20 protein-coding genes are annotated in these 17,089 nt (G+C 39.1%); 6 read left to right on the forward strand and 14 right to left on the reverse strand.

The window, feature by feature from the left end; genetic code table 11:
- Window positions 1–176 precede the first annotated feature (176 nt).
- A complete protein-coding gene (locus tag QZ488_RS17920; RefSeq protein ID WP_293751368.1) occupies window positions 177–833 on the reverse strand; it encodes an OmpW family outer membrane protein in 657 nt (218 codons plus the stop codon).
- Between the two features lie 204 nt (window positions 834–1,037).
- Here QZ488_RS17920 and QZ488_RS17925 point away from each other — a divergent pair, with 204 nt between their 5' ends.
- Entirely contained in the window at window positions 1,038–1,544 is a 507-nt protein-coding gene (locus QZ488_RS17925; protein ID WP_293751371.1) for a hypothetical protein, read from the forward strand.
- A gap of 343 nt (window positions 1,545–1,887) precedes the next feature.
- Here the strand turns inward: QZ488_RS17925 and QZ488_RS17930 are convergent, their stop codons facing one another.
- The 5 genes from QZ488_RS17930 to QZ488_RS17950 all read right to left on the reverse strand — a co-directional run bounded on the left by QZ488_RS17930 (window position 1,888) and on the right by QZ488_RS17950 (window position 5,454).
- Entirely contained in the window at window positions 1,888–2,256 is a 369-nt protein-coding gene (locus tag QZ488_RS17930) for a YacL family protein (RefSeq protein ID WP_293751373.1), read from the reverse strand.
- 113 nt (window positions 2,257–2,369) lie between these two features.
- On the reverse strand, window positions 2,370–2,798 hold the full coding sequence (locus tag QZ488_RS17935) for a response regulator (protein ID WP_293751375.1): 429 nt from the start codon (window positions 2,796–2,798) through the stop codon (window positions 2,370–2,372).
- Window positions 2,795–4,336 (reverse strand): ATP-binding protein, encoded by a 1,542-nt coding sequence (locus QZ488_RS17940; protein WP_293751377.1) that lies wholly within the window; start codon window positions 4,334–4,336, stop codon window positions 2,795–2,797. Before QZ488_RS17940 ends, QZ488_RS17935 begins: the two co-directional genes overlap by 4 nt.
- 82 nt (window positions 4,337–4,418) lie before the next feature.
- Window positions 4,419–4,832: a response regulator gene (locus QZ488_RS17945; protein ID WP_293751379.1), complete on the reverse strand. Its 414-nt coding sequence runs from the start codon at window positions 4,830–4,832 to the stop codon at window positions 4,419–4,421.
- A 97-nt stretch (window positions 4,833–4,929) separates the two neighbouring features.
- The gene (locus tag QZ488_RS17950; protein ID WP_293751381.1) at window positions 4,930–5,454 is read right to left on the reverse strand and encodes a M48 family metallopeptidase; all 525 of its coding nucleotides are present in this window, start codon (window positions 5,452–5,454) and stop codon (window positions 4,930–4,932) included.
- Between the two features lie 144 nt (window positions 5,455–5,598).
- Between QZ488_RS17950 and QZ488_RS17955 the strand changes: the two genes are divergently transcribed.
- The 5 genes from QZ488_RS17955 to QZ488_RS17975 all read left to right on the forward strand — a co-directional run bounded on the left by QZ488_RS17955 (window position 5,599) and on the right by QZ488_RS17975 (window position 9,253).
- Window positions 5,599–5,931 carry a metalloregulator ArsR/SmtB family transcription factor gene (locus QZ488_RS17955; RefSeq protein ID WP_293751383.1) on the forward strand — a complete coding sequence of 111 codons (333 nt, stop codon included), beginning with the start codon at window positions 5,599–5,601 and terminating at the stop codon, window positions 5,929–5,931.
- 20 nt (window positions 5,932–5,951) lie between these two features.
- Window positions 5,952–6,422 (forward strand): arsenate reductase ArsC, encoded by a 471-nt coding sequence (locus tag QZ488_RS17960; protein ID WP_293751385.1) that lies wholly within the window; start codon window positions 5,952–5,954, stop codon window positions 6,420–6,422.
- Entirely contained in the window at window positions 6,422–7,141 is a 720-nt protein-coding gene (gene arsH, locus QZ488_RS17965; protein WP_293751386.1) for an arsenical resistance protein ArsH, read from the forward strand. Before QZ488_RS17960 ends, arsH begins: the two co-directional genes overlap by 1 nt.
- 12 nt (window positions 7,142–7,153) lie before the next feature.
- Window positions 7,154–8,182 (forward strand): ACR3 family arsenite efflux transporter, encoded by a 1,029-nt coding sequence (gene arsB / locus QZ488_RS17970; protein ID WP_293751388.1) that lies wholly within the window; start codon window positions 7,154–7,156, stop codon window positions 8,180–8,182.
- 87 nt (window positions 8,183–8,269) lie between these two features.
- Complete coding sequence (locus QZ488_RS17975) at window positions 8,270–9,253, forward strand: phospholipase A (RefSeq protein ID WP_293751390.1); 984 nt, start codon at window positions 8,270–8,272, stop codon at window positions 9,251–9,253.
- A 12-nt stretch (window positions 9,254–9,265) separates the two neighbouring features.
- Here QZ488_RS17975 and QZ488_RS17980 read toward each other — a convergent pair whose 3' ends face one another.
- From QZ488_RS17980 to QZ488_RS18010, 8 genes are all read right to left on the reverse strand, one after another.
- The gene (locus QZ488_RS17980) at window positions 9,266–10,177 is read right to left on the reverse strand and encodes a diguanylate cyclase (protein ID WP_293751392.1); all 912 of its coding nucleotides are present in this window, start codon (window positions 10,175–10,177) and stop codon (window positions 9,266–9,268) included.
- A complete protein-coding gene (locus QZ488_RS17985) occupies window positions 10,170–10,976 on the reverse strand; it encodes an alpha/beta hydrolase (RefSeq protein WP_293751394.1) in 807 nt (268 codons plus the stop codon). The genes QZ488_RS17980 and QZ488_RS17985 overlap by 8 nt, the downstream gene beginning before the upstream one ends.
- Before the next feature lie 167 nt (window positions 10,977–11,143).
- Window positions 11,144–13,030: an EAL domain-containing protein gene (locus QZ488_RS17990; protein WP_366509060.1), complete on the reverse strand. Its 1,887-nt coding sequence runs from the start codon at window positions 13,028–13,030 to the stop codon at window positions 11,144–11,146.
- A gap of 60 nt (window positions 13,031–13,090) precedes the next feature.
- The gene (locus QZ488_RS21560; protein ID WP_366509061.1) at window positions 13,091–13,465 is read right to left on the reverse strand and encodes a hypothetical protein; all 375 of its coding nucleotides are present in this window, start codon (window positions 13,463–13,465) and stop codon (window positions 13,091–13,093) included.
- A 206-nt stretch (window positions 13,466–13,671) separates the two neighbouring features.
- Window positions 13,672–14,196, reverse strand: coding sequence for a hypothetical protein (locus QZ488_RS17995; protein WP_293751396.1), 525 nt, complete (start codon window positions 14,194–14,196; stop codon window positions 13,672–13,674).
- Window positions 14,197–14,219: 23 nt separating this feature from the next.
- A complete protein-coding gene (locus QZ488_RS18000; protein WP_293751398.1) occupies window positions 14,220–15,200 on the reverse strand; it encodes a zinc transporter ZntB in 981 nt (326 codons plus the stop codon).
- Window positions 15,201–16,100, reverse strand: coding sequence for a mechanosensitive ion channel domain-containing protein (locus QZ488_RS18005; protein ID WP_293751400.1), 900 nt, complete (start codon window positions 16,098–16,100; stop codon window positions 15,201–15,203).
- A gap of 51 nt (window positions 16,101–16,151) precedes the next feature.
- Window positions 16,152–16,772, reverse strand: a complete 621-nt coding sequence (locus QZ488_RS18010) for a phospholipid-binding protein MlaC (protein ID WP_293751402.1) — start codon at window positions 16,770–16,772, stop codon at window positions 16,152–16,154.
- Window positions 16,773–17,089 lie beyond the last annotated feature (317 nt).

Genomic DNA, 17,089 nt, shown 5'->3' on the forward strand with positions numbered 1-17,089 from the left:
AGCCAAGAGGCGAGTTCTTCCATACCAACTGGACTGGACGTGGTGGTAATACTTCATCGTCTACTTATAACGCTTAAGGCGTTTTAAGATAAACAAAAGGCCGTAACTTGTGCTCAAGTTACGGCCTTTTTTCTGTCTATAAGACTATACTAATGACGATTGCTCGCAATACAAGATTAGAAACGATATCCAGCAGTAATTGAATACACAACAGGATCAATGCTTACATCAACACTTCCTGCTGAGCCATTTAGCTCAAAACTTGCTTCGGTGTCTATATCCATCCAACGAACAGAGGCATTAACCAACCATTTATCATCAAGCATATAGTCGAACCCCAACTGAGCAGCCAAACCAAAGGAGTTGTCTAAATCGAGTTTGCTGAAACCTGCGCTGGTATTAGCATCGGTAAATTTTTCATCAAAAAATAGGGTGTAGTTAATACCTGCTCCAACATAAGGCTGAAACTTAGCACTGGGCTCTAAAAAGTAATAGTTAGCACTAACCGTAGGGGGTAACTGTTTGGTGCTACCTAATGGGCCTACAGTATTCAAGACTATATCGTGACTAAAGGGTGTGGCAGCCAACACCTCAATGGCAAGCTGTGGGCTATAGAAATACACAAAATTTAAACCCAATTGGGTATTGCTATCAACATTTACTCCAACCCCTAAATCTGCTCCGCCCACGTTAACATTGGTACTTGAGTCATCTGGTGCAACATTTGTCATTCCAACGCGTACCACCCAATCACCTTGCTCATAGGCAAAAACTGGACTGATTGTGCTTAATAAAGTACCTGCAATAGCTACTGATAAAACTAACTTTTTCATATATTTGTCTCTGTATATTAATGAATACATCAATTTTAAATGACTCACTAATCTCATGACTGATCTAAAACAATGTTTGTCTTTGTTTTGTGGATGCTTGCTCAAAAAAATAACTTGATTTTGCAGTATGATTTTTAAGCGAAAATTGCTACTTGCTAGGTGCTGTGGGAGTATATGAATTCGGCAACTAAATAAGGATTATGTATGTTAGCCAATATTCAAGGGGGGTATTTAAGCCCACCTAGCTTTAATCAGATTAAGCGCTTTGTTGAATGGAATGGCGAAAATTTCGAATGGGTATTAGTGGTGCTGTTGTGTGCGGGCTTAGTCCTTTCGTCATTGCATGACAATAAAATAACTAAAATGGTGGTTGAGCAACCGCAACGCAACGATTTTTTCTTTGTCGACTATTTCGCCATAGATGATGATTCTGATGCGAAGTATCGTTATGTACCTTTGAGGGTGATGGAGGTTAAAGGTAATTCGTTAGTCTTTAAAGTAGGCAATGTGGCTCAGACTAAGAGGTTGTCACCCACAAAACATGTAAAGGCTGACAGAGCCATGCACAAACGCTACTACCGTAAAGAAACCTTGGAATTGAGTTTGGCGCAGATAGCAGACTTGTATCAATCGAATGCCATTTATGCGGCTGTCAGGCCTAGGAATATCTTTGTTAATGGCTGGGTTGTGATGAATCGAAGTGAACTTTAATCCCACTGTCTAATGAAGACAAAAAACGCCGACTCATATTTTTATAAGTCGGCGTTTTTGTTTTTAAGTGAATCTGTCTTCTGCCTTTATAACTATTGGTTGTTATTTTTGGCAATCAAAGTGCTATCTGTACACCATGATTAGTCCCTACCTCTCGAAGACGAGATCCCTCGTTGAGCCATATAAAGCAGATACTGGGCCAAAATTTTTTATTAAGTAAAACAGTGAGTTATATGATTTTAAAAACATTAATGTCGGATGGCTGCACGCTCTTTGTGAAAAATCCGTTGGAAATCACCAAAAGAGTGCGCTAGACCAGATAGTCTAACTAATCCAGTTCAGGTTAACTAACAAACTGCTGCCAAGATTTGAGCAAAGTCTCCAAATCAGCTAAACCACAACCTGATTGAATATGTAAATCGCCTAACTCTTGGCTTTCGTCATCTTCAGATGGTGCAATGTCTTGGATATGATTGTTGTTTAAAATCAGTTCAACTTCGTCTTTATCGAACTGTAAATGATATTCCTTTCCTGCGTGCTGATAACTAATAAGTTGGTTGGATTGCAGTTGTTGGATAATGTTGAGTAACAGGGTTATTTGGGCAAAGTCTTGGGCGATTTCATGACTTAACCAATCACCAAAAGCTTCACATTCAAGTTCACATGAAGCGACGGGATTCCCAAAAATATCGTGGGAAAATTGATAGTCCATAAGATGTTACCTAATGCTGGAATCTGGACTTTGATTATACTCTAAACCGGTTGTTGCTTGTGGGAAAATAACAACTCATACATCTAGCTGCATGGCGATCATACTTGAGTCGTTTAATTTACGGGCAGATGAACTACCTTCCAGTAACTGTCTAAAATGTCGACTATGTTAATCAAACCTTCACCTACTTCATCTTTGATAAAATAACCGGCAATATTCAATTCATAACTTTTGAAAATATCTTGCTCATTTTGTGAAGTAGTGAAAACAAATACCACACTATTTTTGTAATGGCTGTCTGCTCGCAATTTAGTTAAAAACTCTAAACCATTCATACGAGGCATTTGCAGGTCTAACAATATAACAAATGGGCGATTGATTTTCTCTACGGTGAGAAATTCAAATGCCTCTACCCCGTCTTTTGCGCGTATTATTGGGTTGACCATTTTACGTCGATTAAACTCTCTTTTGATGCTCATGGCATCAATATCATCATCTTCAATTAAAAACAGGGAAACTTCTTTGGAGTTGGTTTTACTCATTGATTGCTGATCTCCGATTTGGGCCAAATGACAATAAAGGTTGCTCCTTTGCCTATATCTGACTCGATTGAAATGCTTCCTGAATAATTGGTTAATGCTTTTTCTACCATTGCTAGTCCCAATCCACTACCTTCAACTTCATCCCTTGGTTTAAGGGTCTGAAATTTCATAAATATTTTTTCATGTAACGCAGGCGCAATACCTGGCCCATCATCTGTTACGGTAAGGTGATAATTGTTTTTTAATAGTTTGCACTTGATCTTGATCAGGCCGGATTGTTTATCGTGATGTTTTATTGCGTTAGACATTAAATTTGTAAGCACCAACTCTAGTGGTAGCTTAGGTAATACTAAATCCGTGTCGTCTACTTCAATTACAAAACCTTCTGGCAAGTCTAATAATTGAACACAATGGTTTGCTGATTCTCGTAAATTAAGGGTTTGAGGAATGCCGTCGTTTTTGCCGACTCTTGAATAATCAAGTAAGTCCTTGAGCAACATATTCATTCTATCAATGCGGTTTTTAATCATGCCAAAGTGTTCAAGGCTTTCTCCTTGCAACACTTCAGCAGCGTCTTCCTCAATCCATGATGCTAAACGCTTGATGGCATTCAGTGGTGCCTTTAAATCGTGGGAAGCGATATAGGCAAACTCGTCTAGGTCGCTATTCGACTTTTCCAACCTTTGGATGAGATCCTCTCGTTCGGTCACATCTCTTGCTACACCTAATATATAGGCTTTGCCTTCACTATCTTCAAATCGTGTTTTTGTGGTAAATAGGGTACGAATCTCACCATTTGGAAAGGCTATCTTTTCTGTCGTTACGGTTTTACCTTGCTCGAAGGCTAACTTATCTTGTGCTAGGAAGGCCTCGGCTTCATCATCATCAAATTCTTCTAATGTCGTGTATCCAATGACCTTGTTTCGCGCTTCTTCAGGAAATAAGGACAAAAAAGCTGAATTAGCGTGCTGTATTTTAAAGTCGCTATCTTTGGCAAATATTAGATCTGGGTTGTTTTCGGAAATTAACTGGTAGAGATTTTTTAATTTTGATAATTCGTGGTCTTTTCTATGTATCTCTAACTGCGATACCACATCTTTTGCCAATAGTTTTAATATGGATTTTTGCTGTTTATCTAAGTTGTTTGGCTTAGTGTCAAAAACACACAGTGCACCGAATGTTTGTTTATCGCTATTGACGAGCGGCACTCCAGCGTAATATCGAATGTTGGGTGCTTTAACAACACATTCACTTTCTTTAGTTCGATTATCAAGCAGGGTGTCAGAAATTTCTACGCTATTGATTTGATTTATTGTGAGGGTACTAAAGCCCTTTTTTCGTTCTATTTCGCTAGGGAAACGGCCAACTTGTGATGCCACCCATGACTTGTCGGCATCGATAAAACTAATCATGGCAAAGGGTTTGTCACAGCCTTCAGTAGCAAAATTCACTATGTCATCAAACAATTCATTTATGCCATCATCCGTGAGGTGGTATTTTTCTAATGTTTGGGTCCTTAGTTCTTCATGAGATGGCATGGTGTCTCCTAGACAAAATTAGATTAAAAATTAAGCGTAATTATGCATGTAAATTCTTGATAACAATTGACTGAAAATTTATTCAAAGTACTCCAATCTCGATTTTTAAATCTTCAGTGCTCGATTCACCTTTGATTAGAAATCCCTTAACAAACTCATATTGCATGGCGCGCACTTTTTCTTGCGGGTCGTCTGATCCTGAATACATCAATATTTGGCAGATATCTAAGTTAAGTTGTGCTTTTAACTCAGAGAATTTTTGCAGAAATTCAAAGCCACCCATGATTGGCATGTTGACGTCTAGAATGATGATAGCCGGTGGAAAATTAGCGCCGTACTGTTGCTGGTTCTGGGTATAGTTGGATAAAAACTCTAGCCCAGATGTGCCATCGTTTTTTTGCACAATTTCACTTACACCAATTTTTTTAAGTTGATGACTTAACATGTAGCGTTCAATTTCACTATCATCAATAATCAAAACGCTTGGCTGTTGCATAACAAAGGGTCACTTAAAATAGTAAAAGGTTTTATAGCACATAAAGCTTAGGTGTTCGTAACAATCAGCCTCTCTTCGTTACTAAAGTATAATAAAATCAAGTCTTTGACATAGGGGTGAACACAGAGCCCGAGCGCTCTAGTTCAGTTAAATATACCCTAACATCGAACTCAACCTGATGATATTCAGGCAGCATATGTTGGCACAGTTGATAAAATGCTTTGTTGTGTTGTTTTTCTTTTAAGTGGGCCAATTCGTGCACCACTATCATATTTAAAAAAGCCTCTGGGGTGTTTTTAAATAAGGTGCTGACACGCAGCTCATTCTTACTTTTTAACTTACCGCCTTGCACCCTAGACACATAACTGTGTAAACCTAAAGCGTGATTAACGATATGAATTTTGCTGTCGTATATTATTTTGCTTAACGGGGCAGTCTTTTTCAAATACTGATTCTTTAACGACATAGTGTAGTCACGCAAGTCATTGTCGTTGGCTACTTTGTGTATGTTTGGATAACGACTTCGCAACCAATCACCCAATTTATTGGCATCGACCAACTGGCGAATTTCGTTCTGCAAATGAACAGGGTAGTGAGCTAAATAGGGTAAATTTTGAGACATTTAGTAAACCTTAGAATCAATAGACCCTAGTAACGAGATCGTTATTCTACGTTTTTAGAAACAACTAGTCGCTGAATTTTGCATTGACATATGAAATATCATATATATGATATTTCATATGTTTAATTTTTGCTATTGATCTTCATGACTCCAGTTGTGTTTTATAAATGTTTATCTGAAGACACGCGTTTGAAGTGTTTGTTATTGATCACGCTCAAAAGTGAGTTATGTGTATGTGATTTAATTAGCGCACTGAAGTTAAGCCAGCCAAAAGTGTCGCGACATTTAGCCGAATTGCGTAAATGCGGAATTCTATCTGATCATAGACGTGGCAAATGGGTGTTTTATCAGCTTAATCAAACGTTACCTAAATGGGCACTAGAAGTACTTAGACTTACCACAAAGGAAAACCCTTCATACTTAAACGATTGTTTAAATAATCTTGATACAGCCAAACTAACCGATAATTGCTGTTAACTTTTTAGCGGAACCCTTGAATGAAAATTTTATATATTTGTACCCATAATCGCTGTCGTAGTATTTTGTCAGAAGCCATCACCAACCATTTTGCTGATGGTAAAATTGTAGCAAAAAGTGCTGGTAGCCAACCAGTCGGTGAGGTACATCCGCTGTCGATTAAATATCTACAAGAGGCTGGTATTTCTACCGATGGCTTATGCAGTCAGTCTTGGGATGATTTTGAAGAGTTTGCGCCTGATTTAGTGATCACTGTATGCGATTCTGCTGCTGGTGAATCCTGCCCGGTTTGGTTTGGAAAAAGCCTAAAAGTGCATTGGGGTTTAGCGGACCCTTCAAAGTTACAAGGGGATGATACAGTTGTAGCTGATGCTTTTAGAGCGACAATCGAGCAGATTAAACAAAGAGTAGAACAATTGATAAAGCTCGATGTTGATGTAAAAGATAAAATAGCTTTTAAAGCTGCACTGGCCAATTTGGGGGCAAATTAATGTCTGCTTCTTTTTCGGATATGCCGAACCTTGATAACACACAATTTCACTGTCCGAGCGTTGATGATTTTGCCAAGCAAAACGCCGAACATAAGCCTAAGATTCTTTTGCTCTATGGCTCACTACGAGTCCGATCTTTTAGTCGATTGGTGGTTGAAGAGTCAGCACGTTTGTTACAAGCCATGGGAGCTGAAACTCGGGTTTTTGATCCAACAGGTTTACCCTTACCAGATGGCGACGATGCAACTCATGCAAAAGTAGTGGAATTACGTGAATTGATGATGTGGTCTGAAGGCCAAGTGTGGTGTTCTCCAGAGCGTCATGGTGCAATGACCGGAATTTTGAAAAGCCAAATTGATTGGGTGCCTTTGAACATCGGTGGTGTTCGACCGACTCAAGGAAAAACGCTGGCAGTGATGCAAGTTTCTGGTGGTTCGCAATCATTTAACGCTGTAAATCAAATGCGTATTTTAGGTCGCTGGATGCGTATGTTGACCATTCCGAACCAATCTTCTGTGGCCAAGGCTTTTATGGAGTTTGACGATAACGATAGAATGAAGCCTTCGCCCTATTACAATCGTATTGTTGATGTGTTGGAAGAACTAATGAAATTTACTGTACTCACTAGAGACAACAGCAACTATTTAGTCGACCGCTATTCAGAGCGAGTGGAATCAGCTGAACAAGTTAGTCAGCGCGTTAATCAGCGTTCAATATAGAGGAACAAATTCATGGGATTATTTGAGCGTTATTTGTCTGTATGGGTAGGCATCAGCATTGTAATAGGCGTGATCTTGGGGAGTATTATTCCTGACTTTTTTGCCTTAGTGGCAAGTTTAGAATATGCCCATGTGAACATAGTGGTGGCAGTACTGATTTGGTTAATGGTTTATCCCATGATGGTCCAAATTGATTTTTCATCTATCAAAGATGTGGGTAAAAAACCCAAAGGATTGGCTTTAACGCTTGTCATCAATTGGCTGATTAAACCTTTTACTATGGCTGCTTTAGGTTGGTTGTTTTTCAAAGGTTTCTTTGCTGATTGGGTCGATCCACAATCAGCCAACGAATACATCGCAGGTATGATTTTATTAGGTGTAGCGCCTTGTACCGCTATGGTATTTGTCTGGAGTCAAATGACCAAAGGTGATGCTAACTATACTTTGGTACAAGTCTCTATAAACGACATCATAATGATCTTTGCCTTTGCACCATTGACAGCTCTTTTACTGGGGGTGAGTGATATTCAAGTGCCTTGGGACACCTTACTTATTTCGGTGTTGTTATATGTATTATTGCCTTTAATTGCCGGTGCACTCACTCGCTCTGTGTTAGATAAGAAAGCCAATGGTCTTAAAGAATCTAAAAGTATTAGTCATTTTGTTTCTAAACTTAAACCATGGTCGATTGTAGGTTTACTTGCCACAGTGGTGTTATTGTTTGGTTTTCAAGCTCAAACTATTTTAGCTAAACCGCAGGCGATTGTGTTGATTGCCATACCGTTGGTCATTCAAACTTATGGAATTTTTGCAATTGCTTACTTTTTTGCAAAGCGTCTAAAACTGCCTCACAATGTTGCTGCGCCCGCCAGTATGATTGGTACATCTAACTTTTTTGAGTTAGCAGTGGCAGTGGCAATTTCATTGTTTGGGTTACATTCAGGAGCGGCTTTGGCTACGGTTGTGGGTGTGTTAGTTGAGGTGCCCGTTATGTTATCTTTGGTGTATTTTGTGAATAGAACTCGGCATTGGTTTGAGTAGAAAACCGCGGATATCTATTAAGGCCTATGAGTATTTGGCTGTCAGTATGTGCTTCAATTGGATTAAATTTATAGGGAAGTACTGGATATGAAAGTTACCGCTGTATTGTTATCTACCGTGCTTGGTGCAAGTCATGTAAATAGCGCTGAGTCAGACACGCTCAGTAGTGCGGACGAGTGTTTATTAACAGCCCTCAAACAAGCAACGCCTGAACAAACTGTGGCTGAATTACGCGAAAGTTGTTTAGATACTGCACCTACTTTATTTAAACAACGTGTAGAGTTAGAAAAACAAGCATCTAAAAATCGTTTTGCCATTATCCCGCATAAACCTAACTATGTATTGCCAGCAAGTATTACCCAAATTAATCAAGAACCTTATACCGATGTACCCATAGATTCCGAGCTAGAGGATGTTGAAGTTAAGTTTCAGATTTCATTAAAATATTTAGGCGTACAAGATCTGATATTTAAAGACCTCGATTTACAATATGCTTTTACTGTAACAAGTTGGTGGCAGGCTTATAACAGTGCTATTTCTGCGCCTTTTCGTGAAACCAATTATGAACCCGAATTAATATTTAATTATCATCATTCTTGGTCTTTTTTCGGGTTACCAGTTGAGCAAACGTCTTTATCATTCAATCATCAATCGAATGGCCAAACTGGTTCATTATCCCGAAGTTGGAATAGGATCATTTTAGGTTTTGCCTTTGCTCCAGCCGACAATGTGCTGTGGGGTTTTAGAACCTGGTATAGAATTCCAGAAGATGAAAAAGTGACATCGCTTGATCCAGGTGGAGATGATAATCCCGATATTGAAAAATATATGGGATATGGAGAATTAGGTGGGCTGTGGAGTATTTCGGAAAAAAACTCGTTAGAGTTTTTGCTACGAAGTAACTTACGCAGCGACCATAAGGGGGCGATTCAATTGGGTTGGTCGTTCCCAATTAACGATAGGATCCAAGGTTATATTGAATATTTCAACGGTTATGGCGAAAGCCTTATTTATTATAATCAACATACGCAAAGGTTAGGCATCGGATTTAAGTTGACCAATTGGCTGTAGTATTTCAGTGTATTACGCTTGTTGGTCAAATTCGGTTCTATTTCGGCCATTGCTTTTAGCCTTATACAGAGCATTATCAGCCCGCTTAGTTAACTCCTGTAGGTTTTGGCTGCCGTCACTCATAGTGATGCCTATACTGACAGTTACTGGAATGTTGTTTACTTCTATTTCTGACATTAGTTTATGTAATCGCTCTGCAAATAAACTGGCTTCATTAGCATCGGTATCAGGTAGTAGCATGATAAATTCTTCACCACCAAATCGTGCAATCAAGTCAGTCTGACGACCAAAGGTTTTTAATCGTAGGCCTAACTCTGTTAAAACACGATCTCCTTCCAAATGCCCATATGTGTCGTTAATTTGTTTAAAGTGATCAATATCAATCATTAATAAAGCAATAGTGTGAGTATAGCGTTTTGCTTGATTGATCAGCTCCGGGCCGCGCAAATTTACTTCTCGGCGATTCATCAACCCAGTCAAATCATCTGTTGAAGACATGGAATGCAGTATTTTAGCTTGGGCTTCTAATTTTTTACGTGTTTCTATGAGTTCTTCATACAGTTTGTCGCGTTTGGTTGCATTAAAAAAACTCCAATAGATTTTCCCTTGGTCATCCATTTTTGCGTTAACTATTATCGAAATGCGCTTATTATTGCCATCCAACAAAGCTAGCTGTATTTCATCGCATTTCTTTTCATGTAATAACAAAGGCATCAAATAACTTTCGATAAATATTTTGGATGAATAACTAAATAAATCGTCTGAACTTTTACCTACTAGTGTTTCAATTTGCCAATTTAACTCATCTGAAAAATACGCATTGGCATAAATAATCTTTCGATGTTTATCGGTTATCAATGCGCCGCACTGAAACGCATCTGGTCCGGGAACTTCGAGAACGGAATTATCTATGTTGTTACTCAATGTGTGCTCTTAAAGCCTGGTTGATGATGTCTGGGTGAGTCATATGTAAACAATGCCCTTCAGCGTTTATAAGTCGTAATTCTGCGTCTGGTAACTGCTTGAGCATATAATCTCCAACATCAGTAGAGGCTAATGCGTCCTGGCTACTTTGAAATATTAACACTGGGTGTTTAGCCTCTTTTAACAAATGCCGGTAATCGGAGAAAAATGTCGCTTTGGCAAAGGTTTTGGCTATTAATGGGTCGGTAGAACAGAAACTGCCTGACAACTCACCCACAAGTTTTTCGGAATTGTTTGAGCCCATCACAAGAGGAGCAAGGTAGTTGGCCCAACCAATGTAATTTTTATCCATTAAATCGATGAGTTCTTCTAAGTCCGCCTTTTCAAAACCACCGATGTAATCAGGTTTAATATTTAAGAAACAAGGGGAAGGGCAAATCATAATCAATTGACTAAAAGCATTCGGTTTTTTGATTGACGCTATTAGACCAATTGTACTGCTAACTGAGTGGCCTACAAAAATCACATCCTGCAAGTTTAACGCTTCACAAATATCTAGAACGTCTTGAGCATAACCCTCTAGTGAGCTGTAACGTACTTGGTCATAATGGGCTAATTCAGAATGTCCAGAGCCTACATAATCAAACAAAACGACTCGATATTGCGCCGTGAGTGCAGGTAGCATAAAGCGCCACATATTTTGATCGCAACCAAAACCATGTGCTAAGAGCAGGGTTTTTTCGCCCGAGCCTAAGATGCTTACATTGTTCCTTGTTGTAATTTCATTGGCAAATGACATTTGCTTTCCTCTTTTATTTTACTTAGTGAACTCTACACTAAGTAACACTTATTAGTGGTAAATTATCTGCTTTTGGGTGTGTATCATTGCAGCTAGTACTTTATTTTGGATTGCGTGAGGGATATCTGCTTTTGGCATCGCATTAATCAAATATGATAGCTCCTTTTTTATAACCACTTGGTGCTTTTATTATCATTACACCATGCAATCAGATTATCTGCAGGTGTAGGTTTACAGATGTAATAACCTTGAGCCAATTCGCATCCCCAATCTGCCAATAGCTTTAGCGCTTCTATGTTTTCTACCCCTTCTGCAACAACATTCATCCCAAAACTATGGGCAAGACTGATAACCGTTTTAACAATTTTTTGGTCTCCGTCTCGTTGGTGTAATTGCAGTACAAAACTTTTGTCTACTTTCAAGGTATTAACAGGCAAATTTTGCAGGTAAGCCATTGACGAATAACCCGTTCCAAAGTCATCAATTGCCAGTTCAAAGCCTTTGTCTCTAAAGGCTTGGAGATGCACAATGGCTTTGTCATGGTCTTTCACTAAGTCACCCTCAGTTATTTCAAATGAAAGGCTATCGGTGGGCAAGTTTTTCGTATCGAGTACCTCCAAAATAATGGGCAGTAGCGTTGGATTCATAATATCTTTTGCTGAAAGGTTAATCGCCACAGACACATTTAAGTTGGCGTCTCTAAATCTCGCCGCGTCTTCGATCGCCCTTTTGATTACCCAACTAGTAATGTTTTCAATAAAACCGGCTTGTTCGGCAACCGCAATAAAATCCTCAGGTGAGACAAAGCCTAGACGAGCGTTGGTCCATCTTATTAATGCTTCAACATGAGTGACTTTGCCAATTTTTAAATCTAGCTTGGGTTGGTAGTGCAGATTTAACTCATCCGTAGCGTGTCTAAGGGTATTTTTGAGTTCAGTGATAACCGACAAGCGTCTTGAGTAACGTTCTTCCAATTCAGCGTTGAAAGGCAAAATAAATTTTCGGGTGATTTGTGCCTCGTCCAACACTATATTCAGGCGCTTAAATACTTGTTCTGCGTTATTGGCATCCTCAGGACAAGAAATTAATCCCATAGCGACTTTAATATTTATGACCACATCCCCACAATCGATAGGGGCTTCTAAAGTCACTTTTAAAGACTGAGTGAACTCCGCCGTTGGCTCGTAAGTGGGTAGCCAAAGTAGTTCGCCACCGGTAAGTCTGGCCGCCACACCATCAAACTTCGTTAAGCGATCTGCCAATTCCTTTAAACAAAAATCACCATTTTGGTAACCAAAAATATCGTTAATGCCTCTAAAACCAAAAATATTAATGCCAATCACTAGAAAAGAATCATTATTTAGAAATTTTTGTTCGAGTAAGGTTTCGACATGATTTCGATTGTAAAGTGAGGTTAATATGTCATGCCTTGCTTGAAAAATAATTTCCTCTTCCCTCAGCTGAATATTACTTTGCATAGAAGCGAATGCTTCAGATAATAAGTTGACCTCTTTGGTGTTCGATTGAACTGCGACATTTTGAGAATAATCGCCTACTGCGATTCGTTTCGCTATGGTTGCCAATGCTGTTAAAGGGCGAGATATTTTATTCGAAAACAAGGCGGCATATATTGTGGCTAATAACACCGCTAATAGGCCTATGGCCGTGATGTTAAATTGCAAAGAGTTGAAATCTGCAAATAAGGCTTCTGCATCTTCAGACAGCGTTATGACGGTTTGGCTACCCAAATTGTCAGCTAAGTTGAACTGCAGAGAAACATAAGGTGTGTCTTTTGTGACAGTAATAGAAAGCCATGACGGATGTTGATTGAGCTGGGCCAAAGCCCTATCTACTAAAGCCTCAGGTAAGGTGCTAATTCTAAACACTTCTGCTTGACCGGTGTAAACCTGTAACGTAGTTTCGAGCTGGGTAGTGGCTTTCAGATTGGAGAGTAAAGTATCTTCTACTTTGAAACCTACCAGTGCGATAGCAATGGGCGTCGGTGCGTCAATTGTCAGCATAATCACTTGATAAAGTTGCTTATCAAGCATCATTAGCGAGGAGTAGCCGCCCTCATTTATCACGTTTTTTATCACTACTGGGTAAGGAAAAGCTTACTGGATGTTAAGTGCCGCTGGAACACTAGTCATAGTGTTACCGTCTAACGAAACAATTGCCATTAAATCGGCTTTAATTCGTTTCCCATGATTTGACAAGGCGCTATCTATTGTCCCTTTGTCACTTGATGCGACTGCTTGTTTAAAACCAAAATCTGCGGTTAATACGTTGGTTGAGTTGTAAAGAAAATCTTCACGGCTTTTCAACACTCTTTGTAAGACGTTTTCAGCAATTAACAGGTCTCGATTCAGTCGCTCTTGGGCTTGCTCTTTGGTGGTTAGCCATACGTTAACAAAAATTGTTAATGCAGTTAAAACAACTAAGCCTACGACTAACCTAAATATACTTTGATTAAGCGGTTTCTGTGTCAATTAATGGTTTCCTATTTTTATCAATATAAGACCAAACGTGTTGCTATTCATACACCTCAACTTTTCTCATTATTTAAATTAGATAAAATATTTGAACGTAAAAAATGCTTTAGCAACGTTAACTTAGCAGAATTTTTCTGGCTGTTCTTTAACTATCGAATTTTAGCAATGTAGCTGAATTAGTCGGATTGAATATTGCCATCTGACTAATTCCAAATAAAACGTAGTTGTCCTTTAGATATTTCAATTTCGTCAGCTGAGCGTTTGGGAGCGAGAGTGTTGATATCTGTGAGGTTGAACAACACTATATCTTCAAAATCGTTGATAAGACTCTGTTTGATAATTTTGACTATAGGTAGAGAACTAACATAAGAATCGTGCTCTATTTTAAAACTATCTAATAGTAGATCTTCAAATAGGTAGGACTCTAAAAATTGGTCGTATTGCATCTTGCCAGTAAACACCATTTTTGCAGTTAACCTTTGTTCTGCAGAGTTCGCCGACACTGTCATTTGTAACTTAACCGATTGATCCAGTATGTCGATGTGTATCTTGGCATCAGAAAACGTAGCCTTGGAGCCTTGAAAGGATTTATCAACAGGAAATTGCAGTGCTAAATTTCTGTTAATGGTTTTCTCTTTTACCAGTTGAAAAGCACTTTCCACATGCGAAAATGCTGGTGAGCTGGAAATACACAACAGTCCTAGAACCAAAACTAACTGTTTAATCACGGGTTTTGCTCCAAATAATAATGTTAAAACCATTTTTTCCATAACATGCCTATTAATAGCCCTATGGCCAATACAAGCATAGTTGTGGCTAAATAGAAAAATGCCTTAGGTTCTTCAGTACCCGGTAAACCAGCCACATTCATACCAAAAATCCCAGTTAAAAAGGATAGGGGTAAAAATACAGCTGTGACTAAGGATAGTATGTACATGCGCATGCCTTGTTGCTCAGCAATGCGATTACGTAGTTCATCTTGTAAAACCATCGCACGTTCTTTCGCTAAGTCTAGATCTTCGACGTAGCGAGTCATACGATCAGTTTGGTCGCGTAACTCAAACCCTTGTTGTTGGTTTAGTGATTTATTGAAACGATACATCGCATCGAGTGCATCTCGTTGTGGTGCCAAATAGCGCCGAATAGCAGCGGCTTGTCTGCGTATCATGGAAAGCTTAATTCTGTCTTGTTTCGCAGATTTATCTAAGGCTTCGAATTCTGTTAGATCTTCATCTAGCACATCAACAGTTTCGCTGATCCTATCGGCAATTTTGGTAATGATTCTTAAAGTTAATTCTAGTGGCGACGAAGGTATATACCCTTTTTCAAGCTCTTCCTTGACATCTTGCACAGACAACAATTGGCGATCTTTACGTCTAGCAGAAATAATAATGTTATCGCTGATCCATAATCGCAACGACACCATATCTTCTGGATCAGCATCCGGGTTTCGGTTTATTCCCCGTAAATAGACCAACATACCCTGACCAAACTGAATCGCTTTAGGGCGGGTTTCAACGGTGCAAAGTGCATCTATAATTTCGTTTTGTAAGCCTAAATCTTGTAAACATTCTTTTGAGTTTTGCGCATCTGCTTGAACATGAAACCAATTAAAGCCAGCGGAAGGCGTACCTGCATAACTATGGTCCATTGCGGGTGAGATCACAGATACGTTTGTATCAATATTTAATGCCCACAACATTGCTTTCGATGTTTGCTCAGTTAGGCTCATTTAGTTCTCCTGGATAGGTGAAACAGATCTATCGTTAGACATGAGTTGCAATTTTCCATCCACATGAATATCCCTTTGTGGAAAGGCAATAACAATATCGTGTTGGCTAAACAATTCGTCGATACGAAAACGCACATTACTTCGAACAACCCTAAGATCTCTATCTTTACTGGCATTGATCCAAAAATAAGCTTCGAAAATTAATGCGCTGTCACCAAAATCTTCAAACAAGACTACTGAGGGAGGGTCGCTAAGTACGTCTTTCTGCTCATTTACAGCTTGTAAAATAAGGTCGTGTACATGTCTACATGGTGAACCATAAGCAACACCCACTGCAACCATAGTGCGGGTTAGGTCATCCAGTAGGGTCCAATTGACCACAGTGTTTTCAAGCAGCTTGCTGTTGGGGATAAGCATATGTACACCGTCCACTCGTCTTATCCTGGTAGAACGGGTGTTAATCGCTTCAACTCGACCTTTGGCATTTTCAACTTCTAGAAAATCACCTATTTTGATTGGCCGCTCCCACATCAGTATCCAGCCACTGATAAAATTATTAATGATGTTTTGCGCACCGAAACCAAATCCTATCGCTACCGCGCCAGATAGAAATGCAAATGCGGTGATGGGCACATTTAAAAAATCTAAGGTGGTAACGGCCAACATTAAAATAGCCACTATGTAAAAAATGCGTTTAATTAATTGCACAACGTCGGGGTTTGCCCCACGCATGATAAGTTTTTTGACTATTAATCTAGCAAACCATTTAATCAGGATCGCGCCTAATATTATGGCCAAAGGAGCGGCAATCAGCTTACCAACAGTAAACGTCTGTTCAAAAACAGTAAAAACTGGGGTGTTCAATTTGTTTGTTAGTTCGTTTACTGTGGTGTTAAGCATTAATAAACCCTAGATGGTTACATAAAAATAAATTGCAGTAATTGCTTGTCATTATTTTGCGGTTTTGGATTGTTTAGTACTTTTTTCTCGCATAAAGTCGATGACAGAATCGATGCCTTTCTGACGGATCATGGGCGCGAATTCGACTCGTTTTGATTGCACCATACTTATGCCTTCAGCCACCAAATCAAACGCTTTCCACTGGTTCTCTTTATTTCGACGTACTTGAAAAGTGATACTAATATCTGGTTTGCCCGATTCTTTTATTAAGGCTCTAACCGACACCGTTTTTTTGTTGTCTATAGGTCGAGAGGGTTCAAACTCTACAGTCTGATTAGAGTAACTACTTAAAGCAGTCGAATAAGTGGTCAACAAATACAGTCTAAATTGCTCAAAAAACAGATCTAATTTTTCACGTGGTATATCTTTTGCCTGAGTGCTTAATACACTTAGAGCGGCATAAACATGATCAACATGGGGCATTAATTGTAGCTCTACAATTTTGCGCAATGCTTCTGGGTCGTTTTTTATTAACGTTTGTTCTTGCTTCATTTTTGCGAAAGTGGCAGTGCCAACATCCTTAACAAATATATAAGGGTCGTCAGACGGCATTCCTGAAGCGCCAAAGCTAATAGTCAGAACTAAGATGGTTAGCTTTATCGATTTTAACATTAACGGGTATTCTCTAGTATTTACATTGCCCAACATTGTACTATTGGATGCTCCTGACTTATATCAAAAAGGGTACAATTGTCCCTTCAATTATTGAGATGTGTTTTTGCCCGAAATTAATCTAAGTAAAAAAAGTAATTTGAGTAGTTTTGTTAATTGGTTTTTGGCTTTAGTTTTTTTTGCATTAGGCCTGTATTTAAGCAAAATTGCTTGGCTGCAAGCCGAGTGGTTTTCTCGTTCTGGGTGATGAGATGGACGCTCCCTAATACGGCGTCAATGCGCCAAAATAGAATTTTCAACGAGACTATTTACATAGG

It is taken from the genome of uncultured Paraglaciecola sp. (genome assembly GCF_913020055.1).
Lineage (GTDB): Bacteria > Pseudomonadota > Gammaproteobacteria > Enterobacterales > Alteromonadaceae > Paraglaciecola.

Excerpts from the sequence above, each read along its gene's own strand:
- QZ488_RS17920 (WP_293751368.1), bottom strand. The coding sequence starts at position 833 with ATGAAAAAGTTAGTTTTATCAGTAGCTATTGCAGGTACTTTATTAAGC.
- QZ488_RS17925 (WP_293751371.1), top strand. The coding sequence starts at position 1,038 with ATGTTAGCCAATATTCAAGGGGGGTATTTAAGCCCACCTAGCTTTAAT.
- QZ488_RS17930 (WP_293751373.1), bottom strand. The coding sequence starts at position 2,256 with ATGGACTATCAATTTTCCCACGATATTTTTGGGAATCCCGTCGCTTCA.
- QZ488_RS17935 (WP_293751375.1), bottom strand. The coding sequence starts at position 2,798 with ATGAGTAAAACCAACTCCAAAGAAGTTTCCCTGTTTTTAATTGAAGAT.
- QZ488_RS17940 (WP_293751377.1), bottom strand. The coding sequence starts at position 4,336 with ATGCCATCTCATGAAGAACTAAGGACCCAAACATTAGAAAAATACCAC.
- QZ488_RS17945 (WP_293751379.1), bottom strand. The coding sequence starts at position 4,832 with ATGCAACAGCCAAGCGTTTTGATTATTGATGATAGTGAAATTGAACGC.
- QZ488_RS17950 (WP_293751381.1), bottom strand. The coding sequence starts at position 5,454 with ATGTCTCAAAATTTACCCTATTTAGCTCACTACCCTGTTCATTTGCAG.
- QZ488_RS17955 (WP_293751383.1), top strand. The coding sequence starts at position 5,599 with ATGACTCCAGTTGTGTTTTATAAATGTTTATCTGAAGACACGCGTTTG.
- QZ488_RS17960 (WP_293751385.1), top strand. The coding sequence starts at position 5,952 with ATGAAAATTTTATATATTTGTACCCATAATCGCTGTCGTAGTATTTTG.
- arsH (WP_293751386.1), top strand. The coding sequence starts at position 6,422 with ATGTCTGCTTCTTTTTCGGATATGCCGAACCTTGATAACACACAATTT.
- arsB (WP_293751388.1), top strand. The coding sequence starts at position 7,154 with ATGGGATTATTTGAGCGTTATTTGTCTGTATGGGTAGGCATCAGCATT.
- QZ488_RS17975 (WP_293751390.1), top strand. The coding sequence starts at position 8,270 with ATGAAAGTTACCGCTGTATTGTTATCTACCGTGCTTGGTGCAAGTCAT.
- QZ488_RS17985 (WP_293751394.1), bottom strand. The coding sequence starts at position 10,976 with ATGTCATTTGCCAATGAAATTACAACAAGGAACAATGTAAGCATCTTA.
- QZ488_RS17990 (WP_366509060.1), bottom strand. The coding sequence starts at position 13,030 with ATGATGCTTGATAAGCAACTTTATCAAGTGATTATGCTGACAATTGAC.
- QZ488_RS18000 (WP_293751398.1), bottom strand. The coding sequence starts at position 15,200 with ATGAGCCTAACTGAGCAAACATCGAAAGCAATGTTGTGGGCATTAAAT.
- QZ488_RS18005 (WP_293751400.1), bottom strand. The coding sequence starts at position 16,100 with ATGCTTAACACCACAGTAAACGAACTAACAAACAAATTGAACACCCCA.
- QZ488_RS18010 (WP_293751402.1), bottom strand. The coding sequence starts at position 16,772 with ATGTTAAAATCGATAAAGCTAACCATCTTAGTTCTGACTATTAGCTTT.